Raw genomic sequence first — 22,961 nt, 5'->3', positions numbered from 1 at the left:
AGAGGGGTCAAGGGGCGTATGTCAGCGGCCGACGCAGGTGGCGCACAGGTCAAGTCCGCGGTCCGCACCGTGGAACTGCTGGAATTCTTCGCGGGCCGCCCCGGCATGCACAGCCTCTCGGCCGTACAGGAGGCCGTCGGCTACCCCAAGTCGAGCCTCTACATGCTGCTGCGCACGCTGGTGGAGCTGGGCTGGGTCGAGACGGACGCGACGGGCACCCGGTACGGCATCGGGGTGCGCGCCCTGCTGGTGGGCACCTCGTACATCGACGGCGACGAGGTCGTGGCCGCCGCGCGGCCGACGCTGGACCGGCTCTCCGACGACACCACCGAGACCATCCACCTGGCCAGGCTCGACGGCACCAACGTCGTGTATCTCGCCACCCGCCAGTCCCAGCACTACCTCCGACCCTTCACCCGGGTGGGCCGCCGTCTCCCCGCGCACTCCACCTCGCTCGGCAAGGCACTGCTCGCCACCTACTCCGACGAGCAGGTCCGCAAGCTGCTGCCGGACACTCTCGGCCAGCTCACCGAACACACCATCACCGACCGCGAGAAGCTCATCGACGAGCTGCGGCTGGTCCGCGAACAAGGCTATGCCGTGGACCGCGAGGAGAACACCCTGGGACTGCGGTGCTTCGGCGTCGCGATCCCCTACCGCACGCCCGCGCGCGACGCGATCAGCTGCTCGGTGCCGGTGGCCAGGCTGACCCCGGCCCATGAGCAGATGATCAAGGACGCCCTGTTCGACGCCCGTGACCGGCTGATTCTCGCTACGCGCCGCCTCTGACGCGGGGCTGATGACCGCCTCCGCCACATGGCGGAGGCGGATCGCCGTACAGGGCGACGCGCGGGCGGCCGGGCGCAGGAAAGTCTGGTCACATGACGAACCCGCTCACCCGCACCGGTCCCCAGGCCCAGCCACCCGCCTCACGGGAGACCGCAACGCCTGGCCGCGCCGCGACCGTGCGGCGGACGCTCTGTGTGATCGCGATCCTGGCCTGCGTGCCCTACCTCTCCCTGAAGATCGCCTGGATTTTCGGCAGCCATCTCGGCATCCCCGACGGCAGCACGCTGCTCGACCCCGACAAGGCCACGCTGATGCGGGCGGTCAACGCCCTCACCGTCCTGATGGACGCGGCGGCCATCGGGATCGCCCTGCTGCTCAGCCGCCCCTGGGGCAAGCGGACACCGGCCTGGCTGCTCGCTCTCCCCATGTGGTGCGCCACCGGGCTGATCGCGCCCATCATGACCGGCTTCCCCGCGCAGCTGGTCGCCCGGGCGCTGGGCGGCGGCGGGGACTCGGCTTCGAAGGAGGACGGCCGCCTCGCCGACTGGGTGTTCGGCGTCGTCTACGGCGGCTTCATCGTCCAGGGGCTGGCTCTGGGCGCGCTGTTCGTGCTGTACGCCCGTGACCGCTGGGGCCACCTGTGGCGAGGGAGCGTCGGCGACCTGCGCACCGGCTCCGCCAGCCCGGCGCTCCGCGTCACCGCCGTCGTCTCCAGCCTGCTCCTGCTCTTCCCGATCGCCACGCACCTGCTGTGGGCGACGGGTTCGAGCACCGGACTCAGCCCGGCGATGGCCGAGCGACGCACCTCCGACTTCTCCGTGGTGGAGGCCCTCTACCCGCTGTACGCGCTCGCCGCAGCGACCGGGATTCTCATGCTCACCTTCCGTCTCGGCTCCGGCGTGCGACTGCGCACACCGCTCGTACTGACCGGGGTGGGCTCGGGTGTACTCGCCTGCTGGGGCGGCTGGCTGCTGTTCACTTCGCTGGGCGGCATGGAAGGCGACGACGGGGCCACCACGCTGATGACGCTGACCTACTCTGTGCAGATGATCGCGGGGATACTGATCGCCACGGCGGGCGCGTCCTTCCTGGCCGACCACGCCGCGCGGCACAACGACGCCCTGGTCAGTGATGTCCGGGACGCCGACCCCGGCACCCCGCTCGGTTCCGCCACCCTCACCTCCGTCGCAGGCGGCGGCGCGACGGCGGGCGACTGAGGTGCCCGCTCCAGCAGCGGTCGGCGCGGCCGCCCGGCGGCTCGTCGAGGCGGCTCTCGGGCGGCGCGCCCGGCTGCGCTGGGTGCATCTCGTCCTCGGCGGCGCGCTGCTCATGCCGTTCTATCTGCTGTGTTCCGTGGTGATGGTGGTGCTCTTTCCCCACGCCGATCTCTTCACCTCGCTCAGCTGGCAGTTGATCATCTACGTGGTGGCCCTGCCGCCCGCCGCGGTCGCCGCGCTGCTCCCCCTGGTGCGCACCCTGGAGGCCAGTGCGGTGCGGTGGCTGTGCGGTGTCCCGGACGCCCAGCTCGCCGAGCGGCCCGCTGACTCCTGGGACGCGCGCAGCCGCACCAGCCTCTGGTTCGTGCTGCATCTGGGGGTCGGCGGCCTGCTCAGCGGTCTGATACTGGCCGTCACCCCGGCCGCCCTGCTGCTTGTGGCGCTGCCTTTCACCGACTCGGAACGCGCCGATGACCTGGCCTGGGTGAGCCCCTTCGAGCACACCGCCGTGGTCGCCCCGGCAGCCGGTCTGGCGATGCTCGCCGCGCTCATCGGGGTCATCACGGCGGCGGGTTCGCTGCTCGCGCGCTGCGCCCCCTTCCTCCTCGGCCCGACGCCCGCCGACCAGCTCGCCGCCGCCGAGCGGCGGGCTACCGCGCTGGCCGTCCGCAACCGGCTGGCCAGGGAGCTGCACGACTCCGTCGGCCACGCGCTGAGCGCGGTGACGTTGCAGGCGAGCGCCGCCCGGCGGGTCCTCGACCGGGACCCGGAGTTCGCCCGGCGCGCGCTGGCCGCGATCGAGGACACCACGCGCGACGCGGTCAGCGAACTCGACAGCGTGCTCGGCCTACTGCGCGAGGAGCCGGCCGCGCGGCACGGCGAGGGCCAGGTGGCCACCGCCCCCGCGCCCACCCTCACCGAGCTGCCCACACTGCTCGACCGCACCCGGGCGGCAGGCAGCACCGTCGAACTGACCACGTCGGGCGCCGTGGACCGGCTGCCCGCCGTCGTCTCGCGTGAGGCGTACCGGATCGTCCAGGAAGGGCTCAGCAACGCGCTGCGGCACGCGGGAGAGGTGCCGGTGCGGCTGCGCGTCACCATCGACACAACACAGTTGGAGGTCCGGATGGAGAACCCGGTGACAGGAGAGCGACGACGACCACCCGGTGGTGGCCGCGGGCTGCACGGCATAGCGGAGCGGGTGGCCCTGCTGCGCGGCAGCTGCGACGCGGGCGCGGACGACGGCGTATGGCGGCTGGTCGTACGCCTCCCGCTGGGAGGCATGTGATGTCCGGCACCGCACCCGGCGGCCCCGCGCCCTCGGAGGAGACGGCGGGGCACCCGGCACCGGCCGCCGTGCCCGCACCGACGGCGCCGGACCCGGAGACGCTGCGGATCGTGCTCGCGGACGACGAGCGGCTGGTGCGTACGGCACTGCGCGCGATCATCGACAGCGAACCGGGCATGATCGTCGTCGGCGAGGCGAGCACGGGCACCGAGGTGGTGGCGCTGGTGCGCGAGCTGCGTCCGGACGTCGTGCTGATGGACGTCCGGATGCCCGAACTCGACGGCATCCGCGCCACCGAGCAGATCCTGCACACCGTGCCGTCGCCACCGCGAGTCGTCGTCGTCACGACCTTCGAGAACGACAGCTACGTGTACGACGCGCTGCGCGCGGGCGCCAGCGGCTTCCTGCTGAAGCGGGCGGGAGCCGACGAACTGGTCAACGCCGTACGGATGGTCGCGGCGAGCGACTCGCTGCTCTTCCCCGCGGCGGTGCGCGCACTGGCCGCCGAGCACGCGGGCGACCGCACCGAACGGACCACGGCGCGGGCGCTCCAGGACCGGCTGTCCGACCGGGAGGCGGAGGTGCTGCGGCTGATGACGGCCGGGATGTCCAACGCGGAGATCGCCGCGCGGCTCGTCGTCGGCACGTCCACGGTCAAGACGCATGTGGCGACGGTGCTGGCCAAGCTCGGTGTCAGGGACCGCACGCAGGCGGTGATCAAGGCGTACGAGTCGGGCTTCGTCACCCCGCGCTGACGCGTTCGCACCGGCCCGGACACCGGGGCCGGGTTCGGGGCCGGGCCCCCGAACCCGGTTTACGGCAGCGCCGCAAGCGCCTCGCGTACGGCCGACAAGTCACCGTCCGAGGCGAGGCCGGCGTGGTAGAGCCGCAGTTCCGTGGCCCCGAGACCGGCCGCGTGCGCCGCGTCGGCGGCGAGCGTCGCCGGGCTGCCGCCCATGCCGGAGATGACGGGGAGGTTGGCGGCGATGGTCACGCCCGTGCCCCCGTCCGCGCCTGCGCCCGCGAAGGGCGCGAGGACGGCTGCGCGGGCGGCCGGTCCGCCACCGCAGGGCAGCACCACCCCGTCCGCGTGCCGCAGGACGCCGGAAGCCCGCACTCCGGCGTTCGCGCCACAGCGGTGCGGCACGGGGTCGGCGTGCAGCAGGACGCGGAAGCCGGGCCCCGTCTCGGCGCGTACCGCAGCGACGGCATCGCGCTGCAGGGCGTCAGCCGTCCGCTCGCGCCAAGCGGCGACCACGGCCGTCAGGTCGTGGCCGAGCGCCCGCTCCACCTCGGCCCACTCCGCACCGGCGCCTGCCACGGCCGTCCCCGGCCACAGGGGCTCCATCGCGGCGCGGTCCTCCCCCTCGGGCGGGGGCTCGCCCCACCCGGGGCGCAGCGCCGCGATGACCGCCGCCCGCAGCGCCTGGGGATCGGCGCCGAGTCCGGCGTAGCCCGCGCGGCACGCGGAGCAGAAGCACAGCGACATCAGCAGCTGGGCGGTCTCGTCGAGCGGCACCCCGCCGGTCTTGTCATGCGCGTGCGGGTGGGCGAGGCCGTACCAGCCGCACGACTCCAGTTCCGTGCCGCCCGCGCCCGGCCTGGCCGCGGCCTCGGCGGCGAGGGTGGTCAGGTACGCGCGTACTTCCGGGCGGGCGACGCACGGCGCCCAGGGGTAGCGGTCGCCGTAGGCGTTGGTCACCGACGTGGCGGGGTGTTCGGCGCCCAGGCGGGAGTTGTGGGCGAGGACGACCCAGGAGTGCACGGCGAGCCCGGCGCCCCGGAGCGCGGTGGCCGCCTCCCCGAACGGGTCGGCACCGGCGACCCAGGGTGGTCCGTCGGCAGTGGGCGCGTACGGGCGCAGCGGGCTTCCGGCCCAGCGCCGTGGGTCCGCCGGGTAGTAGACGGCGGCGTGCCGGGCGGTGATGACCTTGTGGCGCGGGTGGCGGGGGGTGAGGGCGCGAGTGGAGTGGTAGGCGGAGGCGAGAGTGACCTGCTGGATGCCGAGGTCGGCGAGGCGGTGCGGGGCGTCGGGGTCGCCTATGACGTCCCAGGGGTAGAGGAAGGCGGAGGCGCGCAACGGGGCTCCCTGGGCGTTCAGTCGGTGTGGGCCGGGGTGGTGCCGCCACCGTGCGCGGCATGGTGGCCGGTTCCGCCGGTGCTCGCGCCCGCGGCGTCACCGGCAGCGCCTCCTGGGCACGCGGGCGCGATCAGTGACATGCCGTGCTCGATCAGCCCGGCCAGTTCCCTGACGTGCGCCGGGCTCGGTTCCGACAGCGGCGGGCGGACCTCTCCGACGTCCAGGCCACGCAGCCGCACGCCCGCCTTGACCAGCGACACCGCGTAACCGCGCCCCTGGTTGCGCAGCTCCACCAGCGGCCCGTAGAAGCCGTCGAGCAGCCGGTGCGCCTGGGCGTCGTCGCCGGTGGTGAGGGCCCGGTGGAAGGCGAGGGCGATCTCGGGCGCGAAGCAGAACACCGCTGAGGAGTAGAGCTCGACCCCGATGGCCCGGTAGGCGAGGCCGGTCAGCTCGGCGGTGGGCAGGCCGTTGAAGTAGCGGAAGTCCTGGCCGGGCAGTGCGGCGCGGACGGCGCTGACGATGCGCTGCATCAGGTCGAGGTCGCCGTGGCCGTCCTTGAGGCCGACGATCCCGGGGAGTTCCGCGAGCGCGACGACCGTCTTCGGCTCGAACACGGCGTTGTCGCGCTGGTAGACGATGATGTCGAGGCCGGTGGAGGCGGCGAGTGTGGCGTAGTGCCGCAGCAGACCCTCCTGGCCGGGCACGACGAGGTAGGGCGGCATGGCGAGCAGCCCGTCCGCCCCCGATTCCTCCGCGACCTGGGCGAACTGCGCGGCGAGCGCCGTGCCGTAGCCCGTGCCCGCGACGACGGGCAGCCGCCCGTCCGCCTCGGCTACGGCGGCCCGTACGCACACGCGGTACTCGTCGAGCGTGAGCGCGTGGTACTCGCCGGTCCCGCAGCAGACGAAGACCGCGCCCGCACCGGCCTCGATGCCGCGCCGCACGTGGGCGCGGAACACGTCGAGGCTGAGTGAGCCGTCGGCCCCGAACGCGGTCACGGGGAAGAACAACAGCCCGTCGAGACACCGCGGTCCGCCCCGCCGCGAGTAGTCGGCGTGCTGCCGCCCGTGAGCGTCGGAGGCACCCTGCCGGAGATGCGGGGGGCGTGCGGCTGACGTCATCGGCTCTCCCTGGGTGCGAACCATCGGGCATGCACGCCTATGATTAGCGTCCATATCTCTGAACTCGCCACGCTATGGCAGACCTTCGGGCCGGTCAAGGCCGAAACCCGCCCCCTCGGGCGGCGAAACGGGATCGGACGCGACGGGAGAACAACGGGAACACACCGACAGCTTCACCCGCACCGCCCGAACGGCACCCCGTCCCAGGCGACCGCCCCTCGACACCGTGCAAGCGGGTCCTTGACGGGCGGTGCGCGACCTCTCTACGTTGTCCAAGCATATGAACGCACGGTACGTATGGGACTTGCGTGGAGCGGACTTGCGCGGAGGAGGCTCTGCCGATGAGGCTCCGCGCGCACGAGGCACCGCGCCGGCAGTTGAGGAGACCCGCTCATGCCCGGACCCCGCACCGCCTTGCTCACCGGCGCGGCAGGCGGCCTCGGCACGCTGATGCGCGGGCTCCTGCCGGAGTACGGCTACCGGCTGCGGCTGCTCGACCGCACACCCGTCCCGGGTGAACCCGGCGCCATCACCGCCGACCTCGCCGACCGTGCCGCGCTCCGGGCGGCGGTACGGGGCGTGGACGCGGTCATCCACCTCGCGGGCATCTCACTGGAGTCCTCGTTCGAGAAGATCCTGCGCGCCAACATCGAGGGCACGTACAACCTCTACGACGCGGTACGCGAGGCGGGCGTCCCCCGCGTCGTCTTCGCCTCCAGCAACCACGCCGTGGGGTTCACCCCGCTCCCCGCCGGGCCCGCCTCCCCCGGCGCCGGGCGGCTGATCCCCGTCGACACGCCCCACAGGCCCGACACCTTCTACGGTCTGTCCAAGTCGTTCGGCGAGGACCTGGCCCAGCTCTACTGGGATCTGCACGGCATCGAGACGGTCTCGGTGCGCGTCGGCTCGTGCTTCCCCGAGCCGACGTCGGTGCGCATGCTCTCGCTGTGGCTGAGCCCGGCCGACGCCGCCCGGCTGCTGCACGCCGCGCTCACCGCCGAGGGCGTGGGCCACACCGTCTGCTACGGCAGTTCGGCCAACACCCGTCTGTGGTGGGACCTGTCCAGTGCCCGCGAGCTCGGCTACGAGCCGCAGGACGACTCCGAGCCGTACGCGGCCGCGCTCATCGCCGAACAAGGCGAACTCGACCCGTCGCGCCCGGACCACGCCCACCTCGGCGGGCACTTCTGCACCAGTCCCCCGCAGTGGCCGCACTGAACGCCGCCGCCTGCTACCCCGACCAGCGGGAGCACGACACGGGCTGACATCCGTCCGCCGCACCGGCCCCCTGACCGGGCCCGGTTACAGGCGCGTCGCGCCACGGTCCGCCAGCGCCCGTACGGCGAGGCCGCGCGCGAGCCCCGCCGGATCGCTGACCGCTCCGAGCCCGCTCAGCACCATCGCGCCCTCGTGCAGCAGCACCAGTTCGTCGGCGAGGCTGTCGGGGTCCGCAGCCGGGGTCGCGCGGCACAGTTCCCGCAGGAAGTCGTGCAGCCACCGCTTCTGGGCGGCGATCACCTGGCGGCCCGGGTGCCCGGCGTCGGGCAGTTCGGCGGCGGCGTTCACAAATCCGCAGCCGCGCGGGTTCTCCCGGCGCATCCACACACCGAGGGCGTCGAAGGTGGCGAGCAGCCGGGTCACGGCCTCCGCCGCACCCCCGGGGGCCGCGCCACGCGCCCCTTCCGCGCCGCTCCCGCTCGCCGCCGCGTCGACCTGCTCGGTGAGCCACCGGCGCCAGCGCTCGTCCCGTTCCCGTAGATACGCGGCGACCAGCGTCTCCTTGGAGCCGAAGCGGTCGTACAGCGTCTTCTTGGTGACGCCCGCCCGCTTGGCGATGAGGTCCACACCGACCGCGTGGATGCCGCGCCCGTAGAACAACTCGGCCGCCGCGTCGAGCACCCGGCGCGCGCCGGGGGTGAGCGCTCCACCGACCGTCGCACCCGTGGTCCCGGGCTCCATCCTGACCGCCTCCGCTCCACCGTATCCCTTGACGGTATACCGATCTGTCTAGTGTAGTGGGAGACAGAGTAAACCGATCGGTTTACTCGGTTCCGCGACCGACCGACCGACCGACAGGAGATCTCCCATGCCCCTTTCCAGCACGGCCACCTCGGCCGGTCTGGCGGCCGGTCTGGTGGTGATGTGGAGTTCGGGCTTCATCGGGGCCGAACTCGGGACGCGGCAAGCGACCGCCGACACGCTGCTGATGTGGCGGTTCATCGCCGCCACCGCCCTGCTCGGCGGTGCCTGGCTGCTCCTGCGCCGCAGGCGGCTGTCAGCGCGCGCGGTGGCCGAGCAGTCCGTGATCGGCGCCCTGTCGCAGGGCGGCTACCTCGGCGCCACCGTATGGGCGGTGGGCCTCGGCGTGCCCTCGGGCACCTCAGCGCTGATCGCCGCGCTCCAGCCGCTGGCCGCCGGGGCGCTGGCCGGGCCGCTGCTCGGCGAGCACGTCGGCCGCCGCCAGTGGGCGGGGCTCGGCGTCGGCCTCGCCGGGGTGGCCCTGGTCGTACGGGACGATCTGTCCGGCGCGACGGCTCCGCCCTGGGCCTACGCACTGCCGTTCGCCGGGATGGCCACGCTGCTCGCCGCCAGCTTCCTCGAACGCCGGGCGAGGGCGCCGCTCCCGCCCGCCGACGCGCTGCCGGTGCACTGCCTGACGAGCGCGCTGCTGTTCTCCGCCGTCGCCGGGGCGGCCGGGCACGCGGCACCGCCCGCCGGGCCCGCCTTCTGGTCCGCCGTCGGCTGGGTCGTGCTGCTCTCCACCCTCGGCGGTTACGGCTTTTACTGGCTCAGCCTGCGCCGCGACGGTGTCACCCGCACCAGCGCTCTCATCTACCTCACGCCACCCACGACGGCGGTCTGGGCTTACATGATGTTCGGTGACGCGCTCGGGGCGATGGCGCTGCTCGGCATGGCCGTCTGCGTGGCAGGGGTCGCCGCGGCGACCGTGGGAGCCACCGGCACCACGGCCACCGGCACCCAGGGCTCCGCGCCGTCCGAACCAGCCGCCGCCGGAACGGCCGCCATCGAACCGGCCCCCGCCGGAACGGCCGCCCGGCCGCACGCGGCCGGGTGCGCCCCCGCGGCCGCTACGAGCCGAGTTCCGCGGAAAGCCAGCGCTCGGGGCGGAGCCGGAACGTGACGACGTCCTTCGCCTGGGCGAGCAACTGCTCCACGTATTCCGCGACACGCTCGGCGGGCAGGTAGCGGGCCGAAAGGTCCCACAGCTCCTCCCTCGTGCCCGCGTCCGCGGAGACGACCGGGCCCTCCACGGTGACGTAGCGGTACGTGGGGTCGGTCCGCTGGACCAGCAGCGAGAACCGGCCCGCCGCCGTTATCAGCTGGGCCTTACGGGAGCCTCGTTCGGTCATCACGAGCACGTCGCCGCCCCGTTCGTAGGCGTACCAGATCGGCACGTTCAACGGGGCCCGGCCGTCCTCGGCCGCCACCGCGAGGGCCGCGACATGCGGCTCGGCCAGAAAGCTCTCACGCTCGTCGGGCGACAGGGGCATCCGGTTCTCCTCGCGTTCACGGCGTACGGGACGTCTCCTTCATCGCGGCGGCCGCGCGGCGTTATTCCGCCGTGCGGCGGCCGACGCCCCGATCCGGACACCGCACATCGGGGGGAGGCATCGGCTCCGTTCTTCCGGAAGCGGCCCGAACGAGGTTTCGCCCCAGGTCGCGGGTCAAGGAACCGCAAAGCAAGCCCGGTCGTTACCTGGGGCATGACCGCTATGACACCCGGCTCGAATCTCCCTCTCTCCGTCCCTCGCGTGACGGTGGACGTCACCGCTCCGGTGCGGCTCGACGTATCGGGCCTGCTGCTCACCGCCAACGGCAAGGTGCGCTCCGACGACGACTTCGTCTTCTACAACCAGCCCACCGGGCCCGGCGTGAGCCACCGGGCCGCCGCGGGCGGCGTAGGCGACTCCATCACCGTGGACACCGGCGCCGTGCCCGCCGACATCGAGAAGATCGTGGTGACGGCCAGCCTGGACGCGCAGGGCGCGACCTTCGCCGGGACCGAGCCCACCGCCACGGTGCGCGGCGCCGATGACGGCGCCGTCATCGCCACGTTCACCCCGCCGCAGCTCGGCTCGGAGACCGCGCTGGTCATCGTCGAGGTGTACCGGCGCGCCGGGGCCTGGAAGTGCCGCGCGGTCGGCCAGGGCTACTCCAACGGACTGGCGGGCATCGCCACCGACTTCGGCGTCAGCGTGGAGGAGCCCGCGGCGCCCGCGCCGCAGCCCACTCCCCCGGCCCCGGTCGCCGCGCCCCCGGCTCCGCCCGCCCCTCCGGCGCCCCCGACGCACGCCCCACCCGCCGCCGCCTCGACCGCCGCCGTGCCCCCGCCGCCTCCGGCGGGCGCGGTGGGCACAGGGAAGATCAACCTGGACAAGGGCCGCGTCAGCCTCCAGAAGAACCAGACGGTGTCCCTCGTCAAGGGCGGCAAGCCGCTGCTGACCTCCGTGAAGATGGGTCTCGGCTGGGAGCCCGCCTTCCGCAGCAAGGACATCGACCTGGACGCGTCCGTCATCGCGTACGGCGCGAACCGCAAGAAGATCGACAACTGCTTCTTCGGCAAGCTCGCCATCCTGAACGGCACCATCCAGCACTCCGGGGACAACCTCACCGGTGAGGGCGGCGGGGACGACGAGGTGATCACCGTCCACCTCGGCGGCCTGCCCCCCGAGGTGACCGGGCTGATCTTCACGGTCAACTCCTTCTCCGGCCAGAAGTTCACCGACGTCGCCAAGGCGTACTGCCGCCTGCTCGACGCGGGGACCGGCGAGGAACTGGTCCGCTTCGACCTCACCCAGGCCGAGCCGCGCACAGGCGTGATGATGGCCAAGCTCATCCGCCAGTTCTCCGGCGAGTGGGAGATGACGGCGATGGGCGAGTACGTGGACTCCCGCACCGTCCGGGGCATGGTCAAGCCGGGCTCTGCCGCGCTGTAGCCCCCGTAGGAAACCGCGGTAGAGCCCCGCCGCGGGGAATCGGTAGGGAATCACCGCAGGAAAGCGCTGACCGTGGCGCTGCCGGCCGCTGGCCGGCAGCGCCACGCCGGTACCCGGCGGCGGGCCCGCGTCAGCCGTGCGGCTCGTCCGGTGACGGGGAGAGCAGCCAGCCGAGGACGAGCATGGTTTCGAGGCGGGTCTCCGGGTCGGGGAGGGCGCCGCCGGTCAGCTGGGAGATCTGGCGGATGCGGTAGCGGACGGTCTGCTCGTGGACGAAGAGGCGCTCGGCGGTGACGACGGCGTTGTCGCCGCTGCTCAGATAGGCCTGCAGAGTCTCCAGAAGGGGGTCGCGGCGGCGGCGCGGGCTGGTCAGGAGCGGGCCGAGAAGCGTGTGTGAGGCCGCGTCGAGGAGGTCGCCCGCCTGCGAGGCGGCCAGGACGGCGAGGTGCTCCACGCAGTGCAGGGGGGCTTCGGCGGGGAGTCTGCCCTGCTGGATGAGGTCGGCCGCGCGCCGTGCCCAGCGCAGCGACACCGCGCCGCGGCCCAGGGGGACGGCCGGGCCCAGAGCCGCGCCTTTGACCCGCGTGAGGGGGGAGTTCCGGCGGGCGCCGGGCGTGTGCGGGCCGGGGAGGATGACGTACGGGGCCGATGGGTCCGGGTCGGCGAGTACGTCCGGCGGCAGGATGGCCGTAGCCGGGCGGGTGCCGGACGGAAGTGCCACCACGGCGAGGGTGCTGGGCAGCTGCCACTCGGCGGCCTTGGCCAGCGAGGTCAGACCGTCCGGCCCTGTGGGTCCGGCACTGGCGGGGTCCCCGGTGTGCGGATCGGCCACCAAGGCGTCACGCAGCCGGTCGCGTTGTTCCTTCAGTGGGGTTCCGGTGCGGCCTCGCTCGCGCAGGTAGCCCCGGGTGGCCGCTGTCGTCGCGGCGGTGATCAGGGCGAAGCTCGCCTCGGTGAGGGTTCCCAGGGTGGTCCCCGGCCACTGGAAGCGGTAGGCGTCCTTGATGAGGCGGCGGCAAGCCACCTGGCCGGCCAGGCCCAGCGCGTCGCGCAGCGCGTCGAGCGGACAGCCGAGACGTGCGTGATCGGCGCCGATTCTCTCGTACAGCTCGTAGAGAGCGGTGGTCTCGGCGGCGGCGGAGGCCCTGGCGCCGGGCGAACCGAGGGTGCGCACGAAGCAGTTGACCGTACGGTCGACGACCCGGTGCACGGAGTGGCCGGGTGTGCGGTTGACGGCACGGGCGTACGTGGGCAGCTGGGTACGCACCGCGTCCGTCATCTCCTCCACGGCGGCCGGGACATGGCTGCGGAGCTGCCTCCGTACCTGATCCAGGCCGGGGGCCTGGGCCTGTCCCGGTGTGGGGCCATGTCTGTTCACCAAGGGAGTCGCCATGGGGGGTCTCCAGCGTCAGCGGAATCGGAATCGGACCGGGGTCGGGTGGGGGCGGGGCAGGGTCGGAGGGGCCCAGGGGGCGGAGACGTCAGGGTGCGGGCGCGGGTGTGATGTGCGCCAGACATCCGTCGCGGGCCGGTACGGAAAATGTCACGCGCCTTACACTCCAGACGACCAGGACGCACCGTTGACTGCTAAGGACGGAGTGCGAGTTGACCGCTGCCGACCCTCACTTTCCGCGCGGTCCATGGCGTGGCCTTCCCCCGGCGCTCGCCCCGGTGCTCCGGACCCGGCTTCCTGAGCTGACCGCGGACATGGTCCAGGCGATACGCCAGGAGGTCCGCGGCTACCGGCATCCGTCCGGGTCCGCCGTCGGGCGGGACCTGACGACCGCTGTACGCCTGGCCGCCACGCAGTTCGCCGAACTGATCGAGGAGCCGGACGCCCCGCAGGGGCACTACGCGCCGCACTTCCGCCGCCTGGGCCGACTGGAATACGTCAGCGGGCGCGGCATGGAAGGGTTGCAGGCCGCCTACCGCGTCGGGGCCAGGGTGGCCTGCCGCGGCTACGCGGACGCCGCCCGGGCGGCGGCGCTCCCCGGAGAGTTCGCCGTGCAGCTGAGCGAGGCCGTACTCACCCATATCCACGCCATGGCCGAGGAGTCGGTGCGGGGTTTCGAGGAGGCCAGGGCGCGGTCGGCCGACGAGACGCTGCGCAGCCGCCGGACGCTCGCCGCGCGGCTGCTGGAGCGTCGGCCCGACCCCACGGGTGAGCCCGTGGAGTCCCTTGCCCGGCGCGCGGCGTGGCCGCTGCCCGCGACGCTCGCCTGCGCCGTCCTGCACGTCGCCGGGGACGGGCCCGTCGAGCCACCCGGGCTCGACGATGACATTCTGACGATGACCCGCGGCGGCGAACTGCGGCTGGTCGTCCCTGGCACGTCCGGCGGGGACGGAAGCGATGGCGGGGACGCCAGGGCGCGCCGGCTGCGCGGCGTCCTCCGAGGCCGGGGCGCCGCCCTGGGGCCCGTGGTCGCGCTGGATGAGGCGTGGGTGTCACTGCACTGCGCCCGCCTGGCGTTCCACCGGCTGCCCTCGCCCGCCGGTGCGGGCACGTCCCGCGAACTGCTCCACGCCGCCGACCACTTGTCCGAACTGCATCTGCTCAGCAGCGCGCATGTCGGCCAGTTGCTGGCCGACCAGGTGCTGGCGCCCTTGCGGGGCCTTTCGGACGGCAAGGCGGAGCGGCTGTCGGAGACCCTTGACGCCCTGCTGATGTCCGGGGGACGTACGGCCCCCGAGGTCGCCGCCGCGCTGGGCATCCATCCGCAGACCGCCCGCAACCGGCTGCGGCAGCTGAACTCCCTCTTCGACGGCCGGCTCGCCGACCCCCGGTTCCGCTTCGAAGCGCTGGTGGCGCTGCGGACACGGGCCCTGGACCCCGGCGGGCACCGGCGCCGGTCCACGCCCGGCTGACAAATTCCCCGCGAGAGCGGCGCAGTCGCGCGAGAAGCACTCCGCTTTGATCGTGAGCATGATCAGGCCCCATGAGACGAATGAGTACCCGCTCCGGAAAACGGCTGGGCCTCCTGGCCGGTGCCGCCACCCTCACGATCGGCGCGTTCCTGGTCCCCCAGCAGGCACAGGCCGAGCCGGACAACCCGTACGACCGCGGCCCCGACCCCACCGACGCGAGCATCACGGCCGAGCGCGGACCCTTCATCACCCAACAGAAGTCCGTCAACGGCCCGGGCTTCAACAAGGGCACCGTCACCTACCCGACCGACACCAGTGAGGGCACCTTCGGCGCCGTGGTGATCGCTCCGGGCTTCATGTCTCCCGAGTCGGTCGTCAGTTGGTACGGGCCCCGGCTGGCCTCCCAGGGGTTCGTGGTGCTGACCTTGGACACCGACTCCGTCATGGACGACCCCGACGGCCGGGCGAAGCAAATGCTCGGCGCGCTCGACTACTTGACCCAGCACAGCGAGGTCAAAGACCGCATCGACCCGGACCGGCTCGCGGTGATGGGCCACTCGATGGGCGGCGGCGGGGCCCTGCGGGCGTCCGAGACCCGCCCCGGGATCAAGGCGGCCGTGCCCCTCATGCCCTTCCACGACGACAAGACCTGGGAGAACACCAAGGTTCCCACCCTGATCGTGGGCGCCGACAACGACGTCATCGCGTCCCCCGCCTCACACGCCGAGCGCTTCTACCCGAGCATGACCGCCGCACCGGAGAAGGCGTATCTGAAGCTGAAGGGCGCCGGGCACACGGCGGCGACCTCGCCCAACGTCACGATAGCGAAGCACAGCATCGCCTGGCTCAAGCGGTTCGTGGACTCCGACACCCGCTACGAGCAGTTCATCTGCCCCGCTCCGAAGCCGGACGACAAGATCAGCGAGTACCGCGACACCTGCTCCACCGGGTAGCGGACTGGCGGGGCGGCTGGGAGGCGTCGCACCCCCGTCCGCCGAGCGGGCGCCCGGTGTGTGTGCGGTGCGCGTACACCCACCGGGCACCCCTGACGCTGTGCCTCCCGAGATCGAAGACGGCTCCGGTCGGTTCGACCACAACGAAATATCCGGAGCCCGCGCACCGGGAGGGGCGTCAAATGGTGCTGCCGGCTTATCGGTTGACCCCGGCGGCGGCTGTCGGGTCATCGGCACGGTGTCACGGTGTGAGGTGGAACGCAGGTGGCATAGACCACGTCGCCTGCCCCTTGCCCAGGTCATCCGTCACGGCGATGGGGCGTCGCGCCTCGTCCCCCGTTCTGGGGACGGCCCCCCGCGGCGGCTCCCACCTGGGGGGCGAACGGGACGCGAGGGCCGCCTGCCTCGGAAGTGGCGGGCCGCCCCGTCGTGCGGCGCCGGAGAACGGGGCGTCGCCGACGGGTGAACGCCCGGTCGCCGGCGCTCGAAAGGGTGTGTGATGCGCTACAGCGGGGGCTCCGGTCACCCCGGGTGTGAACTCGTTGTCAGTGCGTGCCCTTAGGCTTATCCGTATGGCTCCCCTCAACTCACCCGACCCGGGCCCCCGTTCCGCAGTGGCGCTCGCCAACGACGCGATTCGCGCGTTCGTGGCGGGCAAGCGGTCGTGGTCGCCCGAGGAACTGCGTGAGCTGGACCGGCTCAGGGCCGCCTGGCGGCAGGCGCTACGGGACGAGGTGGTGAAAGCGGCCTGAGAACCCCGGTCGACGCCGCTCCCGCCGCCTTGCGGCCCAGCGTCCCGTGGCCCTGCCGGAGCGCGAACGGCGCGCCGCCGCCCGTCCTCACCGCGCGGTGGCCAGCCCCAGCGGAACCGCCGACGCGGGCCCGTCCGCCCGCTCCTCGCCTCGGGCCGGTGCCAGCCCGGCGAGCCGCGCCAGCCGCCGGTAGGAGTCGAGCATCCCCTCCCGGTCGTGGCTGCTGGTCGTCACCAGCACCTCGTCCGCCCCGGCGCGGGCGATGAGCGCGCCCAGCGCGACGGCGACCTCGTCCTCCGTGCCGAAGATGTGCCCGCGCATCGCCTGCTCGTACCGCTCGCGCTCACGGGGCGTCATCGTCAGCGCCTCGATCTCCTCGGCGGAGATGAGCGGCGGGAAGTCCCCGTGGGTGCGGGAGTACGCGCTGGACCACGCCTCCGGTATCAGCAGCCGCCGGGCGCGTTCCCGTGTCGGGGCGACCGCGACGTTGCCGGAGACGACCACGTACGGCCGCGAGGCCAGGGCTGAGGGCCGGAACGCCGCACGGTAGCGGTCGATGGCCTCCAGCATGCGCTCCTCGCCGATGATCGTGGCGATCACCAGGGGGAGCCCGGCCTCGGCCGCGGTCAGGGCGCCCGCCCCGGTCGCGAGGACGAAGGCGGGCACGCGCAGCCCTTCGGCGGGCCGCGCGTGCACCTGGGGGTGCGCGCGCTGCTCACCGGTGAAGTACCCGAGCAGCTCGGTCAGTTGGCCGCCGAAGTCCTCGGCCGCCGTCTTGTCTCGGCCCAGCGCCCGCCTGATGCCGTCCGTGAAGCCGACCGACCGGCCCAGCCCCATGTCGATCCGCCCCGGGTACAGCGCTTCGAGCACCCCGAACTGCTCGGCGACCACCAGCGGCTGGTGGTTGGGGAGCATCACGCCGCCCGTGCCGACCCGGATGCGCGAGGTGGCGGCGGCGACGGCGGCCGCGAGCACGGTGGGCGCCGAGCCCGCCACCCCGGGCACGCTGTGGTGCTCCGAGACCCAGAACCGGTGGTAGCCGAGATCCTCGGCATAGCGGGCGAACGCCACGGTGTCGCGCAGCGCCTCGCCCTGGCTCCGGCCCTGCCGGGTGCGGGAGCGGTCCAGGACCGAGAACGGGGTCGTCGTTATGTGTGAGGTCACTCTTATGTCAACAACGTGAAGCGGCCATGATTCCCCGGGCCGGGTTCACCGGCCCCCTTCCCAGCGCCGCTCCCGACCCGGCGACCAGGGGGCTCGCGGCGGGGCTGAGGTGCCCCGCCGCGGGCGGCCGGGTCAGGCGTGGTGGCGCTGCCGCCGCCACGGGCCGGTGATCGCCAGCATGATCCCCGGGATCTGGATGTTCGTGTACAGCGTGTCCCCGTCGGGCGAGAAGACGACCCCGGCGAACTCGCCGTACTCGGGCTTGTCCGCGGTGCCGATGTTCAGGTCGTTACGGGCGATCGGGTAGGTGTCGCCCTTGTCGGTGGCCCCGAACAGGTGCGAGACGCCGTCGCCGTCCTCGGCGAGGATCAGGCCGCCGTACGGGGAGACGGTGATGTTGTCCGGGCCGTCGAAGGCGCCGTCCTTGTCGGGGTCCGGGTTCACGCCGAGCAGGACCTTCAGCGTCAGTGTGCGGCGGCGCGGGTTGTAGAACCACACCTGCCCGTCGTGCGCCACCGGGCTCTCGTCGCGGGCGAAGGACGCCACGATGTACGCGCCGCCGTCGCCCCACCACATGCCCTCCAGCTTGCGGGAACGGGTGACGGCGCGCTCGGCGAACTGCTCGCGGACCGGCACCTGCCGGGCGTCCCGGTCCGGCACGTCCACCCAGTCGACGCCGTAGACGGTGCCCACCTTCGTGGCACGCGAGAGGTCGTCCACGAAGCGGCCGCCCGAGTCGTAGCACTGCGGTGCCTGGAGCACGCCCGCGTCGTCGGCGAGGTGGCGCAACCTGCCACGGCCGTGCGAGAAGCCGTGCGGCGGGACCCAGCGGTAGAACAGGCCGTTGGGCTTGTCGGCGTCCTCGGTGAGGTAGCAGTGGCCGCGTCTGGGGTCGATGACCACGGCCTCGTGCGCGTACCGGCCCAGCGCCTTGATGGGCTTCGGGTCGCGGTTGGCGCGGTGGTCGCAGGGGTCCACCTCGAAGACGTAGCCGTGGTCCTTCGTCATGCCGTTCTGACCGGCCCGGTCCTCGTTCTCCTCGCACGTCAGCCAGGTGCCCCACGCTGTGCTGCCGCCCGCGCAGTTGGTGGAGGTGCCCGCGATGCCGACCCACTCGCTCACGTGGTCGCCGTGCTTGGCGACCTCGACGACGGTGCAGCCACCGGCCGCCGCCGGGTCGTACACGAGGCCCTTGGTGAGGGGCACCGGGTGCGGCCACTTGGCCCTGGGGCCCTTCAGTTCGTGGTTGTTGACGAGCAACGTCGTCCCGCGCGGGCCCGCGAACGCGGCGGTGCCGTCGTGGTTGGAGGGAGTGGGCTCGCCGGACTCCAGCTTGGTCACCCCGGCCCGGGTGATGATCCGGTAGGAGAAGCCCGCCGGCAGCGCGAGGATGCCCTTCGGGTCGGGTATGAGCGGTCCGTAACCGAGGCGGGCGCCACCCTTCCGCCCGGTCCCGGTCCCGGTCCCGGTCTCGGCCTCCGTTCCGGCGGCGATGGCGCCGGGCGCCGTGGCCAGCACCTCGACGGTGCCGACGAGCGCGACACCTGCGCCGGTGTACGCGGAGCGCTTCGCGAAGTCTCTGCGGGTGAGCGGCATCTTCATCTCCTGGGTGGCCGGATCTGTCCGCTGACGTGCGGTGCTCAGGGTTCCGCGCCCGGGGGAACGCCAGTTGAACTCGACACGACATCACAAGGCCGATTGACCGTTCCACTGCCTGACGCAGGCCCTGACGCGTGCGCTGATGCTTACCACAAACAACCATGGCAAAGAAGGTCATCAACGGCCTTACCGCTACATGTACATGATTTCCCGCAAAATGCCTTGACCTGACAACACTCCGGCAATAGACAGTCAACTACCTGCTCCACCCGCAAGAAGAACGCGGAGCCCGGCGGCCTGGGGACCTTGCCGGATGTCCGCCGACTTCATGAGTCCGGTCGTCCGCGGTCCCAACCGGCGACCGGCCACCGCACATTCGAGCACGGTCCCGCCTGGCGTCGTTCGTACGCCCAGCATGCCCCGACCCGCCGCGCCACTGGCGACGTTCGGCGTGCCCGACGACGAGCCCGGTCACGGGACCCCCACCGGGGAAGAGGTGGTCTGGCGTGAGCCAGCCCGAGATGATGCGAGGCCCTACCGGCGGTCAGGTGAGTGACTCCTCCCGCCAGCAGGCACTGTCCGATTTCCTGCGCCCGCAGAATCCGCTCTCCAACGTCGTCGGCTTCGGCCACGGCGTGAAGTGGACCAACGGAGAGCCCACCGGCGAGGAAGCGGTCCTGGTCTTCGTCACCCAGAAGGTCTCCGAGTCGATGCTGCCCGAGCGGGATGTCATCCCGCGCCAGATGGACGACGGAACGCCGACCGACGTCGTCGCCGTCGGGCAGATCTCCGCCCAGCGCCAGCAGCGGCGCGGTACCGGCAGCGAGCGTGAGTCGCAGGAGCCGACGTCCTACCGTGCGGACGGCGCTCTCGCGCAGCAGCTCTCGTCGCCTGTGCTCGAAGACCTGCTGCAGTCCAGCGGCTACGAACCCCAGCTCCTCAAGCGCAGGATGCGCCCCTGCCCGTCCGGCTTCTCGGTCGGCAACGTAGGGGTCACCGCGGGCACACTCGGCAGTGTCGTCTACGACTTCCTGCCCGGCGCGAAGGTCGACCCGCCGGTCGCGGGGCTCGGCGTGCCCGCGCAGTTCTACATCCTCAGCAACAACCACGTGCTGGCGAACTCCAACGCGGCGGCGCTGGGGAGCCCCATCGTGCAGCCCGGCCGGTTCGACGGCGGCACCGACCCCGCCGACCGGATCGCCACCCTCGCCCGCTTCATCCGCATCGCGTTCGCGCCGCAGGTCCCGCTGGAGCAGCACAACAACGTGGTCGATGCGGCGCTCGGCATCGTCGACTTCCAGAACGCCACACGTGAGCAGTACTTCAGCGGTGCTCCGCGTGCCTGGCGGCGCAAGAAGCAGATCTCCGTCGGCGCCCTGGTGAAGAAGTCCGGCCGTACGACCAACATGAGCCTGGGCCGGATCATCTCCATCGACGCGACTGTGGACGTCAACTACGGCGCGGCGGGCATCGCGCGCTTCAAGGACCAGATCCTCACCACGAACATGTCGGCGGGCGGCGACTCCGGTTCGCTGGTCACCTCGCTGGACAACGTGGCGGTCGGCCTGCTGTTCGCCGGTTCCTCCGTCGTCACCGTGGTCAACCACATCGAGAACGTCCGAAACCTGCTGCGCGTCGAAATCGCCGAGCAGCTGGCCTGAAGCGGAGGGGGAGCCATGTCAACGACTCACCAGAAGAAGGGCCAACTCGGCTCGGAACGCCAGTTCATCAACCCGCAGGGCGCCGAGGTGAAGACGCGCGACGAGGCGTACGCCCCGACGCGTCAGGTATCGGCCGAGGCCGTGCAGACCGAAGTGCAGCTCGAAGTGCACAACGGTGCGGTCACCTTCGTCATGACGGTGAAGTTCAACCCGAACACCTCCCCGTTCGTGGTGACCGGCGGCCAGATCACGTCCGGCATCTGCGGCGCGCCGTGGAACATCACCGGCGGTTCGCTGGGCAACTCGATGCGGATCGACGCGCGCCGCGCGGGCCAGGGCACCTGCGCCGACACCATCACCATCATCGGCCAGTACCTGAACCCGCCGTCCTACCGTGGCACGTACGGCTTCAACGGCGCGACGTCGTCGTTCAGCCACACGACGCTCTACAAGTGCTGACGTATCCCACGCGGCACAGCTCCACCGCACCACGCGGGCACGTCCCGTGGCATGGCGGCGGGCGGCGGGCCATCGGCCCGCCGCCCGTCGGCCGTCGCGCGCCGGGCCGCCCCCGTCGCGCGTCAGGCGCGCGAGCGCGCCTTGAACGCCGCCTTCCGTGCCTCCTTGGCCGCCTTCTTGTCGGGGTGCAGCCGCCCCATCGCCTCCAGCACCTCCACGGCCGCCGGGTGGTCCACCCGCCAGGCCGCGTCGAAGAAGCCTCCGCTGCGGTCCACGAGGCCGCGTACGAGATCGCGCAGTTCCTCGGAGTCGCCGCCCGCCGCCAGCTGCGCGGCGAGGGTGTCCACCGTCAGCCAGAAGACCATCTCCTCCGACGGCTCCGGCACGCCGGACGCCCCGTGCTCGGCGAGCCAGACCCGGGCGAGGCCGCCCAGCTGCCGGTCGTCGAGCACGGCGCGCAGCGCCGGTTCGGCACCGGCGCCGACCAGGGTCAGGGTCTGCTGGCAGGTGAGGCGGCGCAGCGGCGCGTCGGGGTCATCGCCCCGGGCGGCCGCGAGCAGGTCACCGGCGGCCTCGGTGGGCGTCCGCCCGGCCACCCACCGCTCGGCCTCGGCGCGGGCCGCGACGTCCGGGTAGCCCGGCAGGGCGGCGAGCAGGGTCTCGGCGCTCGCGCCCGACAGGTCCCCGACGAGCGGCGCTTCGACACCCGCCTCCAGCATCCTGCACCGTACGGCGTAGACGCCGAGCGGGGTGAGCCGGACCATGCCGTAGCGGGAGACGTCTTCCTCGGCGAGGTCCTCCAGCGGCCGCTCGGGCTCCTGCACCCGGCCCTCGCCGTCGGCCTCCTCGATGAGTTCCTCATCGACCGGCTGGTACTCGACGATGCCGGTGGGGGCGAGCATGCGGAACTGCTCGTCCAAGCGCATCATCGCGTCGGAGACCTCTTCGAGGACGGCGTCCGTGGGCTCGTCCATGTCATCCGGGACGATCATGGAGGCGGCGAGCACGGGCAGCGGCACGGCCCGCTCCGCCGTCTCCTCGTCCAGGGCGGTCAGCAGATAGAGGTTGCCGAGGACGCCGTCGAGAAGGTCGGCTTCGTCCTCGGGGTCCCAGTCGATCGCGTCGAGGTCGAGTTCGCCACCGTCGGTGATCTGGTCGACGATGTCGGCGAGATCGGGGGCGGCCGCGTCGGCGAGCACCGTCTCCAGGCCGCCCAGCCAGATCTCCAGTACGTCCTGCGGGGTGCCGCCGGTGAACTGGCGCAGCTCCTCCCCCGCCTTCGCGACGCCGACGGGTTCGTCGGATTCCAGGGCCACGCGCAGCGACGCGGCGTGGGCGCCGCCCTCGCCGTCGTCGGCCGCCACCGGCTCCCCGGCCGCGTCCCCGGTCGCGTCCTCGGCCGCGTCCACAGCTGGGTCCTCGGTCTCGTCGACCTCGATCAGCCCGGTGTCCAGGGCGAGCTGCCACGCCTCCGCCGCGTACCCGAGGCCGTGCTCGTCGCCTTCGAGGCCCAGCTCCTTGACCGCCGCCCGCAGGTCGTCGGCCAGCAGTTCACCGCCCGCGCCCACCGGCTTGTGCGGGTCGGCCCAGCGGGCGAGCCGCACCGCGCGGGAGAACAGCGGCGCGCTCAGCGCGTTCCGTGCGAGTTCCGCCTCGGTGCGCAGTATGACCGGCGGCATGGTGGGACGGTCTTCCGGCATGTGCTGGGTCATCTCCTCGGGGTTCACGGCTGTGCGGGTCCGTGTGGCGGCACGGTGTCCCAGCGTAGACGGATTCGCCCTGGCCCATCCGATTCATGTACCCGACAAAGACCGTACATCGAAGATCCCTTGACAACACCCCTGCTCTCGCACGAGATTGACGCGCGTAGACGGCGCGCGCCACTACGCGCACGCCTCCTTCCCGGCGACCGCCAGGACGAACCGGCTCATCCCGGTCGTCGCGGCGGCCGCCAGGCCCGTCACCCTCCAGCCCTCTCCGCCGCACCGCCCCGCTTGCCCTTTTCACCCTTTCTCTTCCTGTCCGCTCCTTTCGCCCCTCCTGTTCTTTTCCTTC

20 protein-coding genes are annotated in these 22,961 nt (G+C 72.5%); 12 read left to right on the top strand and 8 right to left on the bottom strand.

What is annotated here, in order from left to right:
• The first annotated feature begins 18 nt into the window (after nucleotides 1-18).
• The 4 genes from AC5P1B_RS24355 to AC5P1B_RS24340 all read left to right on the top strand — a co-directional run bounded on the left by AC5P1B_RS24355 (nucleotide 19) and on the right by AC5P1B_RS24340 (nucleotide 4,049).
• The gene (locus AC5P1B_RS24355) at nucleotides 19-789 is read left to right on the top strand and encodes an IclR family transcriptional regulator (protein WP_493889665.1); all 771 of its coding nucleotides are present in this window, start codon (nucleotides 19-21) and stop codon (nucleotides 787-789) included.
• 92 nt (nucleotides 790-881) lie between these two features.
• A complete protein-coding gene (locus tag AC5P1B_RS24350; RefSeq protein ID WP_493889663.1) occupies nucleotides 882-2,006 on the top strand; it encodes a hypothetical protein in 1,125 nt (374 codons plus the stop codon).
• 1 nt (nucleotide 2,007) lies between these two features.
• Entirely contained in the window at nucleotides 2,008-3,294 is a 1,287-nt protein-coding gene (locus tag AC5P1B_RS24345) for a sensor histidine kinase (RefSeq protein ID WP_493889662.1), read from the top strand.
• Nucleotides 3,294-4,049: a response regulator transcription factor gene (locus AC5P1B_RS24340; protein ID WP_493889661.1), complete on the top strand. Its 756-nt coding sequence runs from the start codon at nucleotides 3,294-3,296 to the stop codon at nucleotides 4,047-4,049. Before AC5P1B_RS24345 ends, AC5P1B_RS24340 begins: the two co-directional genes overlap by 1 nt.
• 59 nt (nucleotides 4,050-4,108) lie before the next feature.
• Here the strand turns inward: AC5P1B_RS24340 and AC5P1B_RS24335 are convergent, their stop codons facing one another.
• Both AC5P1B_RS24335 and AC5P1B_RS24330 read right to left on the bottom strand, forming a co-directional pair.
• Nucleotides 4,109-5,374 (bottom strand): hypothetical protein, encoded by a 1,266-nt coding sequence (locus AC5P1B_RS24335; RefSeq protein ID WP_493889659.1) that lies wholly within the window; start codon nucleotides 5,372-5,374, stop codon nucleotides 4,109-4,111.
• Between the two features lie 17 nt (nucleotides 5,375-5,391).
• Entirely contained in the window at nucleotides 5,392-6,495 is a 1,104-nt protein-coding gene (locus AC5P1B_RS24330; protein WP_493889658.1) for a 5-dehydro-4-deoxyglucarate dehydratase, read from the bottom strand.
• Nucleotides 6,496-6,888: 393 nt separating this feature from the next.
• Between AC5P1B_RS24330 and AC5P1B_RS24325 the strand changes: the two genes are divergently transcribed.
• Nucleotides 6,889-7,713: an NAD-dependent epimerase/dehydratase family protein gene (locus tag AC5P1B_RS24325; RefSeq protein ID WP_493889657.1), complete on the top strand. Its 825-nt coding sequence runs from the start codon at nucleotides 6,889-6,891 to the stop codon at nucleotides 7,711-7,713.
• Nucleotides 7,714-7,797: 84 nt separating this feature from the next.
• Here AC5P1B_RS24325 and AC5P1B_RS24320 read toward each other — a convergent pair whose 3' ends face one another.
• On the bottom strand, nucleotides 7,798-8,454 hold the full coding sequence (locus tag AC5P1B_RS24320; RefSeq protein WP_493889655.1) for a TetR/AcrR family transcriptional regulator: 657 nt from the start codon (nucleotides 8,452-8,454) through the stop codon (nucleotides 7,798-7,800).
• Between the two features lie 127 nt (nucleotides 8,455-8,581).
• Here AC5P1B_RS24320 and AC5P1B_RS24315 point away from each other — a divergent pair, with 127 nt between their 5' ends.
• Entirely contained in the window at nucleotides 8,582-9,637 is a 1,056-nt protein-coding gene (locus AC5P1B_RS24315; RefSeq protein ID WP_493889653.1) for a DMT family transporter, read from the top strand.
• Here the strand turns inward: AC5P1B_RS24315 and AC5P1B_RS24310 are convergent.
• Nucleotides 9,585-10,007 carry a pyridoxamine 5'-phosphate oxidase family protein gene (locus AC5P1B_RS24310; RefSeq protein ID WP_493889651.1) on the bottom strand — a complete coding sequence of 141 codons (423 nt, stop codon included), beginning with the start codon at nucleotides 10,005-10,007 and terminating at the stop codon, nucleotides 9,585-9,587. The genes AC5P1B_RS24315 and AC5P1B_RS24310 overlap by 53 nt on opposite strands.
• Before the next feature lie 222 nt (nucleotides 10,008-10,229).
• Between AC5P1B_RS24310 and AC5P1B_RS24305 the strand changes: the two genes are divergently transcribed.
• Nucleotides 10,230-11,453, top strand: a complete 1,224-nt coding sequence (locus tag AC5P1B_RS24305) for a TerD family protein (protein WP_493889769.1) — start codon at nucleotides 10,230-10,232, stop codon at nucleotides 11,451-11,453.
• A gap of 130 nt (nucleotides 11,454-11,583) precedes the next feature.
• Here the strand turns inward: AC5P1B_RS24305 and AC5P1B_RS24300 are convergent, their stop codons facing one another.
• Entirely contained in the window at nucleotides 11,584-12,846 is a 1,263-nt protein-coding gene (locus tag AC5P1B_RS24300; RefSeq protein ID WP_493889649.1) for a PucR family transcriptional regulator, read from the bottom strand.
• Nucleotides 12,847-13,058: 212 nt separating this feature from the next.
• Here AC5P1B_RS24300 and AC5P1B_RS24295 point away from each other — a divergent pair, with 212 nt between their 5' ends.
• From AC5P1B_RS24295 to AC5P1B_RS24285, 3 genes are all read left to right on the top strand, one after another.
• Complete coding sequence (locus AC5P1B_RS24295; RefSeq protein WP_493889647.1) at nucleotides 13,059-14,318, top strand: PucR-like N-terminal domain-containing protein; 1,260 nt, start codon at nucleotides 13,059-13,061, stop codon at nucleotides 14,316-14,318.
• Nucleotides 14,319-14,389: 71 nt separating this feature from the next.
• Nucleotides 14,390-15,271 carry a dienelactone hydrolase family protein gene (locus AC5P1B_RS24290; protein WP_493889646.1) on the top strand — a complete coding sequence of 294 codons (882 nt, stop codon included), beginning with the start codon at nucleotides 14,390-14,392 and terminating at the stop codon, nucleotides 15,269-15,271.
• A gap of 572 nt (nucleotides 15,272-15,843) precedes the next feature.
• Entirely contained in the window at nucleotides 15,844-16,023 is a 180-nt protein-coding gene (locus tag AC5P1B_RS24285) for a hypothetical protein (protein ID WP_493889644.1), read from the top strand.
• A gap of 87 nt (nucleotides 16,024-16,110) precedes the next feature.
• On the opposite strand, the gene AC5P1B_RS24280 is transcribed toward AC5P1B_RS24285, so the two are convergent.
• The gene (locus AC5P1B_RS24280; RefSeq protein WP_493889642.1) at nucleotides 16,111-17,187 is read right to left on the bottom strand and encodes an MsnO8 family LLM class oxidoreductase; all 1,077 of its coding nucleotides are present in this window, start codon (nucleotides 17,185-17,187) and stop codon (nucleotides 16,111-16,113) included.
• A gap of 132 nt (nucleotides 17,188-17,319) precedes the next feature.
• Nucleotides 17,320-18,783, bottom strand: coding sequence for an alkaline phosphatase PhoX (locus tag AC5P1B_RS24275; RefSeq protein WP_493889641.1), 1,464 nt, complete (start codon nucleotides 18,781-18,783; stop codon nucleotides 17,320-17,322).
• Between the two features lie 509 nt (nucleotides 18,784-19,292).
• On the opposite strand from AC5P1B_RS24275, the gene AC5P1B_RS24270 reads away from it, so the two are divergent.
• Entirely contained in the window at nucleotides 19,293-20,447 is a 1,155-nt protein-coding gene (locus AC5P1B_RS24270; protein WP_493889639.1) for a chymotrypsin family serine protease, read from the top strand.
• 15 nt (nucleotides 20,448-20,462) lie between these two features.
• Nucleotides 20,463-20,906 carry a hypothetical protein gene (locus tag AC5P1B_RS24265; RefSeq protein WP_493889638.1) on the top strand — a complete coding sequence of 148 codons (444 nt, stop codon included), beginning with the start codon at nucleotides 20,463-20,465 and terminating at the stop codon, nucleotides 20,904-20,906.
• Between the two features lie 122 nt (nucleotides 20,907-21,028).
• Here the strand turns inward: AC5P1B_RS24265 and AC5P1B_RS24260 are convergent, their stop codons facing one another.
• Nucleotides 21,029-22,606: a hypothetical protein gene (locus tag AC5P1B_RS24260; protein ID WP_493889768.1), complete on the bottom strand. Its 1,578-nt coding sequence runs from the start codon at nucleotides 22,604-22,606 to the stop codon at nucleotides 21,029-21,031.
• Nucleotides 22,607-22,961 lie beyond the last annotated feature (355 nt).

This window comes from Streptomyces sp. A01 (genome assembly GCF_059026195.1).
This window is presented reverse-complemented; position numbering and strand designations above follow the sequence as displayed.